This is a genomic window from Staphylococcus pettenkoferi (assembly GCF_002902685.1).
In the GTDB taxonomy this organism is placed as follows: Bacteria; Bacillota; Bacilli; order Staphylococcales; family Staphylococcaceae; genus Staphylococcus; species Staphylococcus pettenkoferi.
In genome coordinates, this window is sequence record NZ_PPRN01000033.1 from 71,984 (window position 1) to 88,136 (window position 16,153).

Annotated in this window: 15 protein-coding genes; 12 read left to right on the forward strand and 3 right to left on the reverse strand. The window is 36.9% G+C overall.

Annotation, left to right across the window (positions count from 1 at the left end; all coding sequences use genetic code 11):
• The first annotated feature begins 94 nt into the window (after window positions 1–94).
• From amaP to CD126_RS06860, 3 genes are read left to right on the forward strand one after another with little or no spacing between them, the layout of a single operon-like run.
• Window positions 95–631 carry an alkaline shock response membrane anchor protein AmaP gene (amaP, locus tag CD126_RS06850; RefSeq protein WP_002471274.1) on the forward strand — a complete coding sequence of 179 codons (537 nt, stop codon included), beginning with the start codon at window positions 95–97 and terminating at the stop codon, window positions 629–631.
• A 12-nt stretch (window positions 632–643) separates the two neighbouring features.
• Window positions 644–883, forward strand: a complete 240-nt coding sequence (locus CD126_RS06855; RefSeq protein WP_002471307.1) for a DUF2273 domain-containing protein — start codon at window positions 644–646, stop codon at window positions 881–883.
• A gap of 56 nt (window positions 884–939) precedes the next feature.
• On the forward strand, window positions 940–1,446 hold the full coding sequence (locus CD126_RS06860; RefSeq protein ID WP_049407694.1) for an Asp23/Gls24 family envelope stress response protein: 507 nt from the start codon (window positions 940–942) through the stop codon (window positions 1,444–1,446).
• 219 nt (window positions 1,447–1,665) lie between these two features.
• Here the strand turns inward: CD126_RS06860 and CD126_RS06865 are convergent, their stop codons facing one another.
• Complete coding sequence (locus tag CD126_RS06865; RefSeq protein WP_049407695.1) at window positions 1,666–3,618, reverse strand: IucA/IucC family protein; 1,953 nt, start codon at window positions 3,616–3,618, stop codon at window positions 1,666–1,668.
• Between the two features lie 343 nt (window positions 3,619–3,961).
• Between CD126_RS06865 and CD126_RS06870 the strand changes: the two genes are divergently transcribed.
• From CD126_RS06870 to CD126_RS06880, 3 genes are all read left to right on the forward strand, one after another.
• Window positions 3,962–5,734, forward strand: a complete 1,773-nt coding sequence (locus tag CD126_RS06870) for an IucA/IucC family protein (protein WP_049407696.1) — start codon at window positions 3,962–3,964, stop codon at window positions 5,732–5,734.
• Complete coding sequence (locus CD126_RS06875; RefSeq protein WP_103370233.1) at window positions 5,722–6,789, forward strand: alanine racemase; 1,068 nt, start codon at window positions 5,722–5,724, stop codon at window positions 6,787–6,789. Before CD126_RS06870 ends, CD126_RS06875 begins: the two co-directional genes overlap by 13 nt.
• A 550-nt stretch (window positions 6,790–7,339) precedes the next feature.
• Complete coding sequence (locus CD126_RS06880; protein ID WP_049407714.1) at window positions 7,340–8,659, forward strand: YjiH family protein; 1,320 nt, start codon at window positions 7,340–7,342, stop codon at window positions 8,657–8,659.
• Window positions 8,660–8,863: 204 nt separating this feature from the next.
• On the opposite strand, the gene CD126_RS06885 is transcribed toward CD126_RS06880, so the two are convergent.
• Entirely contained in the window at window positions 8,864–9,172 is a 309-nt protein-coding gene (locus CD126_RS06885; RefSeq protein ID WP_049407699.1) for a heme oxygenase, read from the reverse strand.
• 99 nt (window positions 9,173–9,271) lie between these two features.
• Window positions 9,272–9,532, reverse strand: a complete 261-nt coding sequence (locus CD126_RS06890; RefSeq protein ID WP_002471374.1) for a SunI/YnzG family protein — start codon at window positions 9,530–9,532, stop codon at window positions 9,272–9,274.
• A 286-nt stretch (window positions 9,533–9,818) separates the two neighbouring features.
• Between CD126_RS06890 and CD126_RS06895 the strand changes: the two genes are divergently transcribed.
• The 6 genes from CD126_RS06895 (at window position 9,819) to CD126_RS06920 (ending at window position 15,492) form a co-directional block, all read left to right on the forward strand.
• Window positions 9,819–10,325 carry a metal-dependent hydrolase gene (locus CD126_RS06895; protein WP_049407701.1) on the forward strand — a complete coding sequence of 169 codons (507 nt, stop codon included), beginning with the start codon at window positions 9,819–9,821 and terminating at the stop codon, window positions 10,323–10,325.
• Between the two features lie 53 nt (window positions 10,326–10,378).
• Entirely contained in the window at window positions 10,379–11,590 is a 1,212-nt protein-coding gene (locus CD126_RS06900; protein ID WP_049407702.1) for a UTP--glucose-1-phosphate uridylyltransferase, read from the forward strand.
• 18 nt (window positions 11,591–11,608) lie between these two features.
• Window positions 11,609–12,292 (forward strand): PAQR family membrane homeostasis protein TrhA, encoded by a 684-nt coding sequence (gene trhA / locus CD126_RS06905; protein WP_002471255.1) that lies wholly within the window; start codon window positions 11,609–11,611, stop codon window positions 12,290–12,292.
• 107 nt (window positions 12,293–12,399) lie between these two features.
• Window positions 12,400–13,737 carry a multidrug efflux MFS transporter SdrM gene (gene sdrM, locus CD126_RS06910; protein ID WP_103370235.1) on the forward strand — a complete coding sequence of 446 codons (1,338 nt, stop codon included), beginning with the start codon at window positions 12,400–12,402 and terminating at the stop codon, window positions 13,735–13,737.
• 80 nt (window positions 13,738–13,817) lie between these two features.
• Window positions 13,818–14,273, forward strand: coding sequence for a SepA family multidrug efflux transporter (locus CD126_RS06915; protein WP_049407706.1), 456 nt, complete (start codon window positions 13,818–13,820; stop codon window positions 14,271–14,273).
• A 148-nt stretch (window positions 14,274–14,421) separates the two neighbouring features.
• Window positions 14,422–15,492, forward strand: coding sequence for an Mrp/NBP35 family ATP-binding protein (locus CD126_RS06920; protein ID WP_002471251.1), 1,071 nt, complete (start codon window positions 14,422–14,424; stop codon window positions 15,490–15,492).
• The last annotated feature ends 661 nt before the right edge of the window (window positions 15,493–16,153 follow it).

Here is a 16,153-nt window from a genome sequence, read left to right on the forward strand (position 1 = left end):
AAAATTAATAACAATGTTTTCTGTAAAAAATTTAGGGTATTAAGACCATACAAAGAGAACATAATTAATCTATGCATAGGAGGTGTCATACGAGGTGAAACGACTTAAAAATTTCATATTAGGCCTACTGATTGTAGTAATCGTTGGTTTCTTACTCTTCATGTACATCGATGACTCAAGAATTAGCGAATACCAAGATTACTTCTTACAATTTAACTGGTTCCAACCATTACTTATTGGTTTATCAGCTTTTCTCATACTTATTGGTCTAATACTCGTATTTAGCTTGTTTAAACCTACGTATCGCAAACCTGGATTATACAAAGACTACGAAGATGGACATATTTATGTGTCCCGTCGTGCTGTTGAGAAGACAGCTTATGACACAGTCACTAAATATGATGCAATTAGACAGCCAAACGTAGTTGCTAAGTTGTATAACAAGAAGAATAATTCATATATCACATTGAAGGCAGATTTCTTCGTGCCTGGTGATGTACAAGTGAAACAACTGACAGAAACGATTCGCAATGATATTAAACAGAACGTAGAACATTTTGCTGAAATTCCTGTTAAAAAATTAGAGGTTAACGTACGAGATCAGAAAGCCGCAGGACAACGCGTGTTGTAAGGGAGGGTTAATATGGCTAATAACAATAATCAACAAGAACAAGATTCACTACAGCAAGTAATCGATTTCCTCAAAGCTTATAAATGGCGAGTAGTTGGTTTCCTAGCATTCTTGATTATCGCTATTTTATTCCTAACGCTCGGATTCTGGAAGACAATATTAATTATTTTATTATGTTTGATTGGAATAGGAATCGGGTATATGAAAGACAGAAAGCAAGACTTTATGAACTTTTTAAATCGATGGAGTTAGAGAAAAATAGAATTATTCGATAAGAAAGAAATATTTTAAATAAAGGAGAATGTATTATGGCAGTAGATAACAATAAAGCTAAACAAGCATACAACAATCAATCAGGCGTGAATGAAAAAGAAAGAGAAGAACGTCAAGAACGTCGCGAAGAAAGCCAAGAGCAACAATTCCAAAACAAATTGACTTTCTCTGATGAAGTAGTTGAAAAAATCGCTGGTATTGCTGCACGTGAAGTTAAAGGTATCTTAGAAATGAAAGGCGGCTTTGTCGACAACATTTCTAACTCATTCGGTAGCGGCAACAACGTAACACAAGGTGTTAGCGTTGAAGTTGGCGAAAAACAAGCAGCAGTAGATTTACGCGTTATCTTAGAATACGGTGAATCTGCACCTAAAATCTTCAAAAAAGTACAAGACATCGTTAAAGAACAAATCAACTACATCACTGGTTTAGAAGTAGTTGAAGTGAACATGCAAGTTGACGATGTAATGACTAAGAAAGAATGGTCTCAAAAACACGAAAAGAACCAAAAAAATAACAATGAAGACAAAGGATTACAATAATCCAGAGTCGTTCTAATATGAAAGGTGAGCCTGCTGAGGGCTCACCTTTTTTTGGTGGCGACATAAAAACCCTTTGAGAGTGGGTTAATTTCAAAGTAAAAAGTAGGAGCAAGACAGAAAACGGTTGAATTCTTTGTCTTGCTCCTATAATTTGTGTGAACTGGTATTTAAATTTGATTGCACTTTTCGTCTCATTAGAAGAGCGTGCGGGTCTGGTGATTAGTTGTACTGCGAAAGTGGATTATGTACTTGGCGATATGTATAAATATCTGCTTCGTCTTCTAATCGCATCGTCGTAACACATTTATAGTCAATGAGTGGCGCAAAGAGACGCTCTCGAATAGACGCTAAGCGTTGCGTTTCCTCAGGTAAGGTTTCTTCTACTTTTTCTAAACGTTCCTCAATTAATTCACGAATAACTGTCCACAATTCTTGTTCTAAATCTTCACAATCAGTATGAGCAACAATCGTCGTAACGAGTTCTCCTAAGTGATTTTGCAATGTTGAATAAAAGACTTTATTAAATACTGTCTGATCTTTATCAGTAAGTATAAGTGATTTTTCATGAAAGTTCTCGATATCAAAGCCATATTTTGCTAACTGATGTTGATCTATACGTAAACCTTCGAAGTCACGTACGAGCATCTGAGCAAGACTACCGTCACTATTAAAGATACCCACAGTATTTTGAAGATGTGCTTCTAAAGCGATTCCATATTTTACATATAGGGGGAGGGCGATATTTAATAAAGCTTGGGCGTAAATCTTAAACCACTGGATAATTGCAGCAACTTTACTGTCGAATGAGCTACTATATTGATTGATGAGCGACATGATGAACGGCGTCGACTCATAGACATCTGATATTGCTAAGCTTGAACAGATGACGGGTAGCTGTTCTTTATTTAAATTTACTTTCTCATATAGATTTTCACGGAAAAGTGTACCGAGTTGTTCGCTCAATGTCACGGCGTCGTTAACTTCTGGATAATAATAATGCGTTCCCGCAAACTCATCTAATATTCCGATATTTGACTGGTGAAATAAAGGATCTTCTTCAATAATTCGACCTATAATTTGCGTCATCAAAGGTCCGTTATATGTCGTTTGTTCAGATAGCGTACGAATTTCCCCTGTAATATGGACACTTGTCGGTAATTTCACATGAGGATACATATCAGGCTGTTTCGGCATCAATGTACGGAAAGACAAACCTGCATAATACGGCAGACTATAAGACAATGAAACTATATTACCTTCTTCAATGTCAGATTGATAATCACGTTGCACAATTTCTTGATATTGCCAAGGATGCACGGCGAATATGACGAAATCTGACAGTACATGTAATCCTAATTTCTCTTCAATATGTGCTTCCAAATCTGGGAAAGCAGCAAGTAGCGCACGATTATAGTCATTATCATATGCTCTCGGGCGACTCATAGAACGTTTCACTAATACAAAGTGTAATGGAATCGTTTGTTTAAACTCAGAAGAATAACGCACTGTATCCGCGACAGACATACCCTTTCTTAATTTAGCACCTGGATGCAATGGGTGTCCCTCTATCACTGCTTGTTCTGAAGCCAAATAAGGGTCTTGACTCTCTTGCAAATCGTCATAAAGAGATTGATGTCTATCCTTCTTAGTCCATAGACGATAACTCAAACCTAACCCCATATGCGTCATACTGTTTTCAAGATCATCCTTAAATTGCTTGCTTGCTTCAGTACGATAGCTCGAATCCTCTTCCAAGATGAGTTCAAGCACTTCAAGTGGACTCATTATGCGTTGAACTTGCTCTTTATTTATTAGGTAAAAAGGACCACGTACATCCATGCGATCGTAAGCATATGTGCCACTGACTTGTGCAAGTAGTGATTGTTGAGACGATAATTGAATAACGAGTGCATATTCTGAATTGATGTGTTCTCTCAAATGGGGAGTAAGATGGTGATTTAAGATAAGCTCACTATGATCGTAGGCGTCTACTAAGTTCTCACGATACATTGAAGCGATGAGGCGTTGTGTTATTTTATCTCTGCCTGTCATGATTGTCGCTTCATAATAAGATAACCATTCTGATGATTGTTGAGCTACGTAGTCGTATGCTAAAGATTCAGTTGGAGTTAAGTCAATTACAAGCTCTTTATGTTTTATTGTTTTTTTCATAAAGCACCTCGAAAGATTATTTTACAAATCGATTTGATATTTGTATAATTAATGTCAGTAGTAATTGATAATAATTATCAATTAAAAGAAACCTTTTATTACATCTATCATAACAATTTTACGATTAAGACAGAAGTTGAGGGGACTCAAACATTTAGAGAAAAACTATGGCGTAGTGAAGAAGAGATATTATTCCATCGTAACAACCTAAGTTTAGCATTTTAAGCAGAGAAAAAATGATATGAGTCAATTCACACTATTACTCAGAAAATAATAAAAGTTTGAAGCGCAAATTAAAAAGGGTAAATAATATATAATTGAGAATGAAGAGAGGGGAAGTCGTATGACAAGCGCATTATGGAAACAGGCTGATCAGAATGAACAATATCGTATAATGAATAGCCTCGTTAAGGAACGTATCTTCCCTGAGTCGACAATTGTGACAGAGAAGGACGACGAGTTAGATATTCAATTTCATGCGCACGTGCTTAAAGTTAAGTTAGAACGTGTGGCCGCATTTAAACGTTATCAGTTAAGTGGTGCGATTACTTACGCAAGAGGTCATCAAACCCAACAGATTGACTCAACTGAACAGCTCATTGACATTCTCACTCAACATTTCGATATACCTATTAATGAAAGATTAAATCAAGAGCTCATCTCAAGTAGGGATGGGTTCGTTTCAGTATATCGCGTGATGGAAAGTAGAGCGTCGACGGTTAAAGCCAGTTTGAAATATGCACGGTTGCCGCTAGCTATTAATTTCTTCAGTTGGTTACAACATATGGCTGATGCCTCACAACTCGATCCTTTGCTTTATAGTGAAAGTTTAGCTGTCGAAGGGCATCCCACTCATCCACTGTCAAAGACGAAATTACCGCTGACAGAAGAAGAGGTAGCAGCATATTCACCGGAGTTTGAAAAAACGATACCGTTGAAACTGATGCTCATACATAAGGACTATGCAGGTGTGACATCTCCTGTTGAAGATACACAAATGATACTTAATCAAGTTATTCCTGATTATCGTTATAAACTACGCGCCTTTATTGAACCCTTAGGTCTTAGTCTCGATGATTATTACGTTATTTTCGTTCATCCATGGCAATATGAGCACGTGATTTTGCACGATTACATTGAATGGATTGACCGCCAAATATTGTTACCGACACCTTTTAACATCGATAGTAAAGCAACGCTATCTTTCCGTACAATGGAACTCGTGGGACGTCCTTATCATATTAAGCTACCTGTTAATATACAAATGACGAGTGCAGTCAGAACGGTCGGTCCAGTGACTACGGTAGATGGCCCGCGTTTGAGTTATCAGTTGCAAGGATTATTTCAACGCTTTCCGCATATGCAAATTGCGAAAGAGCCCTATGGCATTTATGCGCACACTGAAGATGATCGCGCGCGTCAGCTTGCATGTATCGTGAGGGAGAAACCGACTTTTACACAAAATGGTATAGCGGTCGTCGCTGCAAGCCTTGTCAATCGTAATCCTGTAGATCAACAAGTCATCGTGGATAGTTATCTTGAGTGGTCGCGGGAAGATGTTACGCCTCAAACAATTCAACGCTTCATCACGGAATATGCGCGCCAGTTAGTGAGACCACTTATTGCTTATATTCAGCATTACGGGATTGCACTTGAAGCTCATATGCAGAATACAGTGGTCAACTTGGGCCCACACTATGAGATGACGTTCTTGATCCGAGATTTGGGTGGTGCGCGTCTAGACTTAGTTGCATTACAACAAGCGCTTCACAATGTTGATATCACAAATACGAGCTTGATCGCTAAGGATATGGAGGCTGTCATTCAAAAATTTCAACACTCAGTGATTCAGAACCAGTTTGGTGAACTCATTTATCACTTCACTCAATACGAAGGTGTAGAAGAAAGAGCGTTATATCGTATTGTTGCTGAACAGGTGCGAGAGGCGATTGATGACGATGCACCTCATGCACAAATACTGAAGGATGTCTTATTTGGTCCGACGATTACGGTCAAAGCGCTCATGCGTATGCGGATGAAGCAACAAGTCAAGCAGTATGAGACGATTACGTTGCCAAATCCGTTGCGAGAGGAGGACGACTCATGGCGCAACTAAATATTAATTTATCTAAAATTGAATATAATGCACGCGTGCTGCAACAAATGTTGACGCGTAAACATATTCACCTCACACCTGTGTTAAAAAGTGTCGCAAGTGATCAGCGCGTGATTGAACGGCTCAATAAAGTAGGGCTCACGCACTTTGCTGATTCGAGACTCAATCATCTGACTCCTTTCCGAGATACAGACAATACCTTTACACTATTGAGACCTTCCCGTGCAAGTGAATATAAAGCGTTGGTTGAAACTTGTAAAATGAGCATCCAAACTGAATTATCTGTGATTCGTGAGTTGAATGAGATAGCGGCGAGTTTAGGTAAGAAACATCAAATCATGCTAATGGTAGATTGGAAAGATGGTCGTGAAGGCATACTAACTTATGATTTGACGCACTATGTTAAAGAAATTCTGCCTCTGCGTCACATCAATTTGGTTGGCCTCGCGTTTAATTTCATGTGTTTCAATTCTATCGCGCCTACTGAGGATGATGTAGCGATGATGACGCAGGTAGTTGACGCAGTGGAATCCGATACAGGGCATCATTTCAGAGTGATTTCAGGCGGGAACTCAAGTATGTTGCCATTGTTGATGTATAGTGATTTAGAGCGCATCAATGAATTGCGTATCGGTGAAACGTTATTCAGAGGCATTGATACGACGACGAATGTAGGTATCGCATCGCTTTATCAAGACTGCATCACACTGGAAGCTGAAATATTAGAAATTCAACCACGTATTTATTTAGAAACAGGTGACAAATATCTTCAAGCGATTGTAGATATCGGTCAGTTAGATACGATGGTTAATGAACTTAAGCCTATTGCACATCAGATTGAAATTCTTGGAGCAACAAGTGATCAATTGATGCTCGATTTAAAAGGTCAAGATTTCTATCAAGTAGGTGATACAATTCATTTTAGTCTTGGCTATTCTGCTTTAAGTTTATGTATGTTCCAAGATCAGTTAGAGCGGAATTATGAGGAAGATAAAGGGATTGAAGCGGTCAATAGAAATTTTAGTGTCAATGCGTGTTCAGGTGTGCGACGATGAGTGAAATGATGTAGTGATAGTCAGTTCAGTCTTACATTGAATATTTGAGTAACATTAATGGTGTATACATTAGGTTGGAGTCTAATATATATACAGCAATATAAACTTGGAAGAGCGTGTTTTCATTATACGTGCAAGGTTAACTGCAGTATTGTGTAAAAATTGATCGCTTACGTTAGTAAAAGATAAGGAATGCAACAGTCGAGTCGATATGACACCTGTTGTGTTCCTTTTTAGTTTGTTTAAATTTCTAAGGTTAGAGAGTTAAATAAGTGTAAATTTGAGTGATAAGAAGATATGGTCTTTTAACATTAATTGAATAAGTAGTTGTAATACTATACAGTAGTAACATACTTGAATATATATAATGAAACTTAAATAAAATATGAGTGATATTAAGAACAAATTTCCTATAAGTTCTATACATATTTATACATAATGAGTTATAATTATATTCGTTGTTAATATTGAGGTAACACCGGAAAGGTGATGGAAAGTGAAAGACTATAGTAATAAACAAATACGAAAAGGTCGTTTCAAATTTATAACTATGTCCTTAATAGGGATTATCTTATTTCTAATCCCTATTCCTGTAAAAATGGACGGTGAATCACAAACTTCATTGCCTGTAGCATATTTAGCAAGTTTACTGAAAGACTTGATCGGGCCAGCGATGCCATTACTCATCGTTGTGATTGTAACGCTTTCAGGTATCATTTCTGTGATTTGTTCAACCTTTTTACGGAAGAAATTAAAGAAAGGGCAATTGCTCAATGACGCTTTCAATGTAAGTTGGATATGGCTTGTCTTACGCATACTTGCAGTGGTCTTCGTGTGGATGGTCTATCTCAAGGCAGGATCTAAGATGATCTATTCAGAAGATACTGGTGGTCTCGTCTTTGGAGACTTACTACCCACGCTTGTATCTGTATTCTTCTTTGCGGCGTTATTCCTTCCGTTATTGATGGAATACGGCTTACTCGAATTGTTAGGCCCCATCTTTAGACCTGTGATGCGCCCGTTATTTACTTTGCCAGGACGATCAACGGTCGACAACTTGGCTTCGTTTATCGGTGACGGTACGGTAGGCGTATTGATCACTAGTAGACAGTACGAGAAAGGGATTTATTCACGTCGTGAAGCGACAGTAATTTCAACGACATTTAGCGTAGTATCGCTAACCTTTGCAATCGTTATTGCACAAACCGTTCATATGCAGAAACATTTCTTCTATTTCTATTTTACAGTCATCGTCTCTTGTATCGTTTGTGCATTTATCCTGCCGCGTATTTGGCCGCTTAATCGCATTCCTGATGAGTATGCTCAAGATGTTTCTGAGGAAGCACGTCAAGAGCAATTACCAGAAGGATCGAATCCTTTAAAGCATGGTTTCGACCAAGCGACACAAACTGGGATTGAAGCGCCGAACTTTATCGAATTCTTTAAATCTGGTTTTAAGACTGTGATTGATATGTGGTTTGTCATCTTACCGATAGTGATGAGTATAGGTACGCTAGCTACAGTTATCGCAACTTATACATCAGTATTCCAATTTATAGGTAAACCCTTCGTGCCATATCTTGAACTGTTGCAAATTCCTGAAGCGACACATGCTTCTGAAACTATCTTAATTGGCTTTGCAGACATGTTTTTACCGTCAATCTTAATTGATGGTGCGCATAGTGAGATCACGCTATTCACGATTGGTGCTTTAAGTATTACACAGTTGATTTACCTGTCAGAAGTAGGCGGAGTAATTCTAGGTTCTAAGATTCCAGTGAGTATCTTTAGACTTTTTGTGATTTTCTTGATCAGAACGATTATCGCATTGCCAATTATTTCTCTAATGGCGCATTTATATTTTAGTTAAGTTAAAAGTATGGGACAGAAATCGATCGAGGTTTCTGTCCTTTTTCTTTTTGTAAAAGGAGGACAAGGATTACTGAAAAAAGTGATTTCATAACTAGAATAGGAAATAGTAGGATATAGCGTTTTTATCAATTTTTGTAAGTCAAGCTTAAAAAATCCCTCACAGAGATCAATATCACTCTGTAAGGGCTTCGCGTAGAAATAGTTAATCTAATTGTGTTAACACATGTGCTTTCACAACTTCATTACTAAGAACAGGTGATTCTCCGGATTTCTTAGGGCCACTATGTGCATTCTTGAAAGCGTCACTATTACGCCAAGCTTTGAAATCTTCTTCCGTGTCCCACCAAGTATTCACGTAAAGTTGGTCATATGATTCTTCGTTATCAATTTGCCATACTTCTGTACGTACAAATCCCTTCATTTCTTTAATTCCACTATTTTTAGTGAACATTGGCGCCATTTTTTCAGCATAACCTGCTTTAAGATTAATTCTATTCGTTACAACATACATACTTATGTCTTCCTCCTATCGTTTGTTGAATAAAGTAAAAAGAAAGGCACCCATAATGGATGCCTGGAGTATTATTTATGCGTCAAATTGATTTTCTATTTATTTCGTTAATTCGTTATAAACCTTTTGGTCATTATGCGTATAAATAATGTATTCATGGTCGTTAGTATCGATAATAACGCGATTTGTCTTACCGAAAGTAGAACCGATACGAGATACTTTATCAGCATCTAATTTAGGTACTGCGTGGATGTCTTGGTCTTGTGAAATATTTTGGATTTCACTAGTAGGAATCTTGATATCTGCAACGCGCCATTGAATATTAACCTCATTATTATCTTTCTTAACAGTCATTGCCATAACTTGAACACATCCTTTTGATTAGTTTGTAATTTCATCATAAAAGAATATGCAATCGGTTTCAAGCAATAGGCTGTAGTTATCATAAATGTGTCACAGACGCGTCATAGCGCCTTTATTCGCACATAGATATTTCAAATTTAAAGCACAAAGTTATCAAGACATAGAAGCGAAACGTATACGTAATATAGGGGGTGTAAATTTTACCATACTAAAAAGCGAAAGTATGTTCGCATTATAGAGATAGATGTGGTAGAATAGAATATATCTTAAAGGAGTATCAGTTATGACAGGTAAGACACATCTATCATGTGGCATCCTAGTGGGTGCAAGTATTGTATCCTATTGTGATACAGACCTCTTCACCTCAATTACAGTTGTGACTTTAGCCGCGTTAAGTAGCATCTTTCCTGATATCTGTCATACGCGTAGTAAAGTTGGAAGAAAGTTTAAACTCCTTAGTTGGATCATTCGTCTACTATTTGGCCACCGAACCTTTACACACTCTCTTAGCTTTATCGCTCTTATAGGCTTACTACTTTATCTTTTCCACGCACCTATTTATTATGGATCTGCAATCATTGCAGGTATGATCTCACACATTATATTAGATATGCTTACACCACGAGGAGTGAAATTGTTGTATCCTTTGCCGATAAATGTTAAGTTTCCAGTGACTTTCAAGACAGGCGGCGCTGTGGATGCAGCGTTAGCTACAGCCTTGACTATTGGAGCGGTCTATCTCTTGTTTAGTTCGTTCTGGCAAGAGGTATTCTATAATATGTTAAAATGAATAAAAGATTGAAGATATAAGAACTTTTAATAAAATAGCAGCATAATTAACGAATGATAGGTAAGGGAGAGAAAGTACAAGTGGACAAGAAAAGCTTAGAGAAACATGGACAAGAACACTTAATTGAATATGAAAAATTAATGAGTTCTAATGAAAAAGAAGCTTTAGAAGACAAAGTAGACGAACTTGATCTAGATGAGATTAACGATATGTATGAGGAGTTATATCTCAACAAAGAAATGATTAACGATGTTTCCAACGTTTCTGAAGTTCAATACGATATTAAATCTCAATTAACTGAAGATGAAACGAAGCAGTATGAGGATATTGGTTTAGAAGCAATCAAAAACGGCAAGTTTGCAGTTGTCTTACTCGCAGGGGGACAAGGCACACGACTTGGCTACAAAGGACCTAAAGGGACATTTGAAATTGAAGGTGTCAGTTTATTTGAACTTCAAGCACGTCAGCTCATCCAGCTTGCTGAACGTACTGGAACTAAAGTTCATTGGTATATCATGACAAGTGACATCAATGATAATCAAACACGTTTATATCTAGAAGATAAAAATTATTTTGGCTACGACAAAGACTATATACATATATTCAAACAGGACAACATCGTTGCTTTATCTAAAGAAGGTAAACTTGTTCTAGATGTAGAAAACAATATTCTAGAGACACCAAATGGGAACGGTGGCGTCTTCAAGTCGCTAGCTAAAGCGGGATATTTAGAGGAAATGCAAGAGTTAGGTATTGAGTATATCTATCTCAATAACGTCGACAATGTATTGGTAAAAGTATTAGATCCATTGTTTGCTGGATTTACTTACCAACATAGTAAAGACGTGACAACGAAATCGATTCAGCCAAAATCAGGTGAGAGCGTAGGTAGATTAGTCAATAAAGATCACAAAGATACAGTGCTAGAATATTCAGAGCTAGATCCAGAGATTGCTAATCAATTCGACAATGCAAATATTGGTATTCATGCATTCAAACTTGCTTTTATTGATAATGTTGTAGATCGTCCATTACCATATCATCTTGCTGTTAAAGAATTAGAACAGCTCGATGAAGATTTTGGTGTGATTAAACAACCAACTTTGAAATTTGAACTATTTTACTTTGATATATTTAAATATGCTACAAGCTTTATCACATTGCAGGTTCCACGTGATGAAGAATTCTCACCTCTCAAGAATAAAGAGGGGAAAGATAGTGTAGAAACTGCGACACAAGATTTAAAACGGCTAGGCTTAGTGTAAGAATAAGGTGGAGATGCAATGCAAGATATGACTAAAGGCAAGTCTAAAAAGGTAAGAAGTGCATTTAAAGAAATTATCCCTTTATCATTTGGGGAGGAAATAGGTAATAGTGTATCTCATGGTGCAGCAGCTTTAATTACATTGTGTGCTCTACCCTATGCAGCAGTTAGTAGCTATATAGGTGGTTCAATTCTTGAATCATTTAGCGTTTCGATTTATGTAATTAGCATCTTTCTGATGTTCTTGTCATCAACCATTTATCATACGATGGCTAACGATTCTTCGCATAAGTATATTCTGCGTATCATCGATCATAGTATGATTTATGTCGCTATAGCAGGTACTTATACACCCGTTTGTATGATTGTGGTTGGCGGCTGGATAGGTTGGTCAGTTATGCTATTGCTCTGGGGACTCACGATATGGGGAATTCTATACAAATCGATAGCTAAACATGTTAATCATAAGCTAAGCTTAATCATCTACTTGGTGATGGGCTGGATAGGTTTACTATTTATTCCAGTTATCGTCACACGTACGTCGATTCCATTTATGCTCTTTATCCTATTTGGAGGTATTGCATACACGGTAGGCGCATGGTTTTATGCTCAGAAAGATCGACCATATTTCCATATGATTTGGCATTTATTTATCGTCTTGGCTTCAGCATTTCATTTTATAGCAATCGTGTATTTTATTTGATAAAATATATCAGGTTTAAGATAGGCGCTACTCCATTAATTCTGAAATGATGATGAGTAGCGTCATATGAAAGTCTATACACGTGAAATTATATATGGAGGTGCTTTATGAAGCTGAAATCAATTGGTGTAGTAGCTGCATTAATTCTTATCATGTTTATGTCAGCTATTGAGACATCTATTGTGTCTTTAGGTCTACCAACAATTAGAGAAGACTTAGATGTGTCTAGCTCGATTTCATTAGTGTTTGCAGTTTATTTCATAGCCATTGTTATCGCTAACCCCATCGTAGGGGAACTGCTAGATCGCATGCGTATTCTTTATATCACGATTATAGGTGTAGCATTATTCCTCGTTGGTAGTCTCATGTCAGGAATGAGCCCTACTTTTACATTCCTCATTATCTCACGTTTAGTTCAAGGTTTAGGCGCTGGTGTTATGATGGCCTTAGGTCAAGTTGTTCCAAAGCTCGCCTTTGAGATACCATTACGTTACAAGATTATGGGAATAGTAGGTAGTGTATGGGGCATCTCTAGTATTATTGGTCCATTACTAGGTGGCGCGATTCTAGAATTTGCTACTTGGCATTGGTTATTCTTTGTCAATATACCTATAGCTATATTAGCGATTATACTTGTTGCTATTACGTTCCATTTCGAGAATGAATCTACAACGACGAAGAACAAGCTAGATATTAAAGGGCTCACTTTATTCTATTGCTTTATCTTTTTACTCTTACTCGCAATCATGGGTCATTTGCCAATTTACGGTGTGATCATTGCAATTATCTTGGCAGTGGTCGCTATCGTTTGGTTAGTCCGTATTGAAAGTCAAGTGTCGCGTCCGTTCTTACCCGTGAAAGAATTTAATAAGATGATAGGGCTCGTCTTCTTCACAGACTTTCTCTATGCCTTTATGCTCATGGGCTATAATATTTATATGCCGGTATACTTGCAAGACCATCTCGGACTCTCTCCATTACAAAGTGGTTTCGTAGTCTTTCCTATTTCGGTAGCTTGGCTAGTATTGAACTTTACTTTGCATAAAATCGAGGAAAAACTTACACGTAAGGGACTTTATCTTGCAGCATTTACAGCTTTATTTGTATGTAGTGTGCTCTTATTCTTTGGTACACATGCACCGCTATTTATGGCTGCAACGTTCATTCTTGCTGGTGTGAGCTTCGGTACTGTTTATACAAAAGATAGTGTTATTACACAAGAAGAGACAGACCCAAGCAATATGAAGCGGATGATGTCTCTTTACACATTGACTAAGAACTTAGGTAATTCTATCGGTTCAAGTGTTATGGGCGCATTATATGCGATGAGCTTGCCATTTATGTCATTGAGTATTTACAATATTTTAGCTGCGACATTAATTCTGCTCATCATTCTATTTATTGTATGGGCAACTTACTATAGACACGAGCATAGCTTTAATTAACCCATAAAGATTATTGCTTTCGAACAACGGTTTTAGTAAATCAATTTTATATAAGAACTCAAATAGAGAGGTGATTAGTGATGAGATATTTTAGATATTTATTAACCACGCTAGTCATGCTCTCTATTTTTGTTTTATCAGGAGCAGTATTTTTAGCATTTTTAGGTTTCGGTATGTTTGGGTTAAGTCGCATACTGATTTATTTCCATCTTGCTGATTTTACTTATAATAAAAACTTCATCGACAATTCTATTTATTACGGCAGCTATATAGTATTGGGCTACTTCACGTTATTTGTTGTTGAACATTTAATGGACTATTTTCGTAAAAGGGCACCTGAAAGTGAGTATCTGAAAGGCATTACTTTTCACTTAATTTCTTTTGTCGTGACTACGATTATGTTCTATTTTGTGATTCATATTCACTATCAATATATTCACATCGACTTTTGGGTAATCTTAGTTATTATAGGATTTCTGTTTCTATGCAAGGAAATCTTTTATCCAGATAGTGAAAATCTCAATCGTAAAAAATAGTATCATCTGTGAGAAAAATTGTGTGAAACTATTGAGCTAAGTCTTTTTATAAAGCATAATGAACGTATATACTAGGACTAGAAGCATATAAAAATAACGTTTGTTAACTATACATATGTTATAGATATTGCATGAGGGGGAACTAATCGTGTTAACTAAAGAACAAGTTCAAGAACTTGTCGGGGAAATCAAAGATCCAATCATCAATGTACCACTATCGGAAACAGATGGTATCGTTAATATTTCAATCAAAGAGGAGATTGACCATGTTAGTGTGAAACTAGCAATGGCACAACTTGGAGGTCAGCCTCAATTAGACTTACAAATGAAAGTCGTTCAAACGTTGAAAGATAACGGAGCGAAGACTGTGGGAATTCGTTTCGAAGAACTTCCGCCTGAAGTTGTCGAGAAATACACAGGTAAGAAGAAAGAAGAACCTCAAACGATCGAAGGACTTTTATCTAAAGACAATCCTGTAGAATTTATCGCAATCGCATCTGGTAAAGGTGGGGTAGGTAAATCTACTGTAGCAGTCAACTTAGCTGTCTCACTTGCACGTGAAGGTAAGAAAGTAGGATTAGTCGATGCAGATATTTACGGTTTCAGTGTACCAGACATGATGGGTATCGAGGGCAAACCTGCTGTGGAAGGTAAAGAAATTGTACCTGTTGAACGCCACGGAGTTAAAGTCATCTCAATGGCCTTCTTCGTAGAGGAAAATGCACCAGTTATTTGGCGTGGACCTATGTTAGGTAAGATGTTAACGAGTTTCTTCACAGAAGTGAAATGGGGCGAACTTGACTACTTATTACTCGACTTACCGCCAGGAACAGGTGACGTCGCTTTAGATGTGCATACGATGTTACCATCAAGTAAAGAGATTATCGTCTCTACACCGCATCCTACTGCAGCATTCGTTGCAGCTCGAGCAGGTGCCATGGCGAAACATACTGAGCACTCTATCTTAGGTGTTATTGAGAATATGTCTTATTTCGAAAGTAAAGAGACAGGCAATAAAGAATATGTCTTTGGTAAAGGTGGCGGAGAGAAACTTGCCGACGAGTTGAAAACAGAACTTCTCGGTCAACTCCCATTAGAGCAGCCTTCATGGGATCCAAATGACTTCGCGCCATCAATTTATCAACCGGATGATCGTCTAGGTAAGATTTATCAATCAATGGCACAAAGTATTATTGAGAAAACTTCTGATAAAGAATAAGAATTTTTATAGAGAGACTAGGACTAAGTGAGTGACATGCTTGCTTAGTCTTTTTTTTATTGTGAGCGAGAAAAATAAAAAGTATAGAGAAAGGAATAATGCATTAAGGTAGAAATAAAAACAAATTAGATAGAAAAAGTAGTGTAGAGGGATAGTAAACTTTTAGCATAAGAAAGCCAGTTGAGCTTCAGGATTGATAGTAGTATAACCTTATTGTGGAATAATAGCTTAATAAATTGTAAACTTCTATTAATAAAAGATAAGAAAGACTCTTGCATTATAAGAAATAGATGTTAGAATTAGTTCTTGTGAGTCGAAAGAAATGAAGAACGAAATGCTAAATAAAAAAGTTGAAATCTTTTATTGACATTTTATTGTTTTCTTGGTACTCTATAAAAGTCGTCAAAAACGACATAGAAATTATAAAGTTGAGCAACAAAAAAGTGTAAAACTTATACTTGTCAAAATCAATTTTATAATTTAATATTGTAAAAGTGATGTTAATCACTTGAAAACAAATTAAAACTTTTGTTGACAGCGTGCTAAAGAGATGTTAACATAAGTTAGCAACCGAAATGAACATTGAAAACTAAATGACAATATGTCAACGTTAATTCCAATAAACACAACGTGTTATTGATAACACTTATTTTTATGAGCT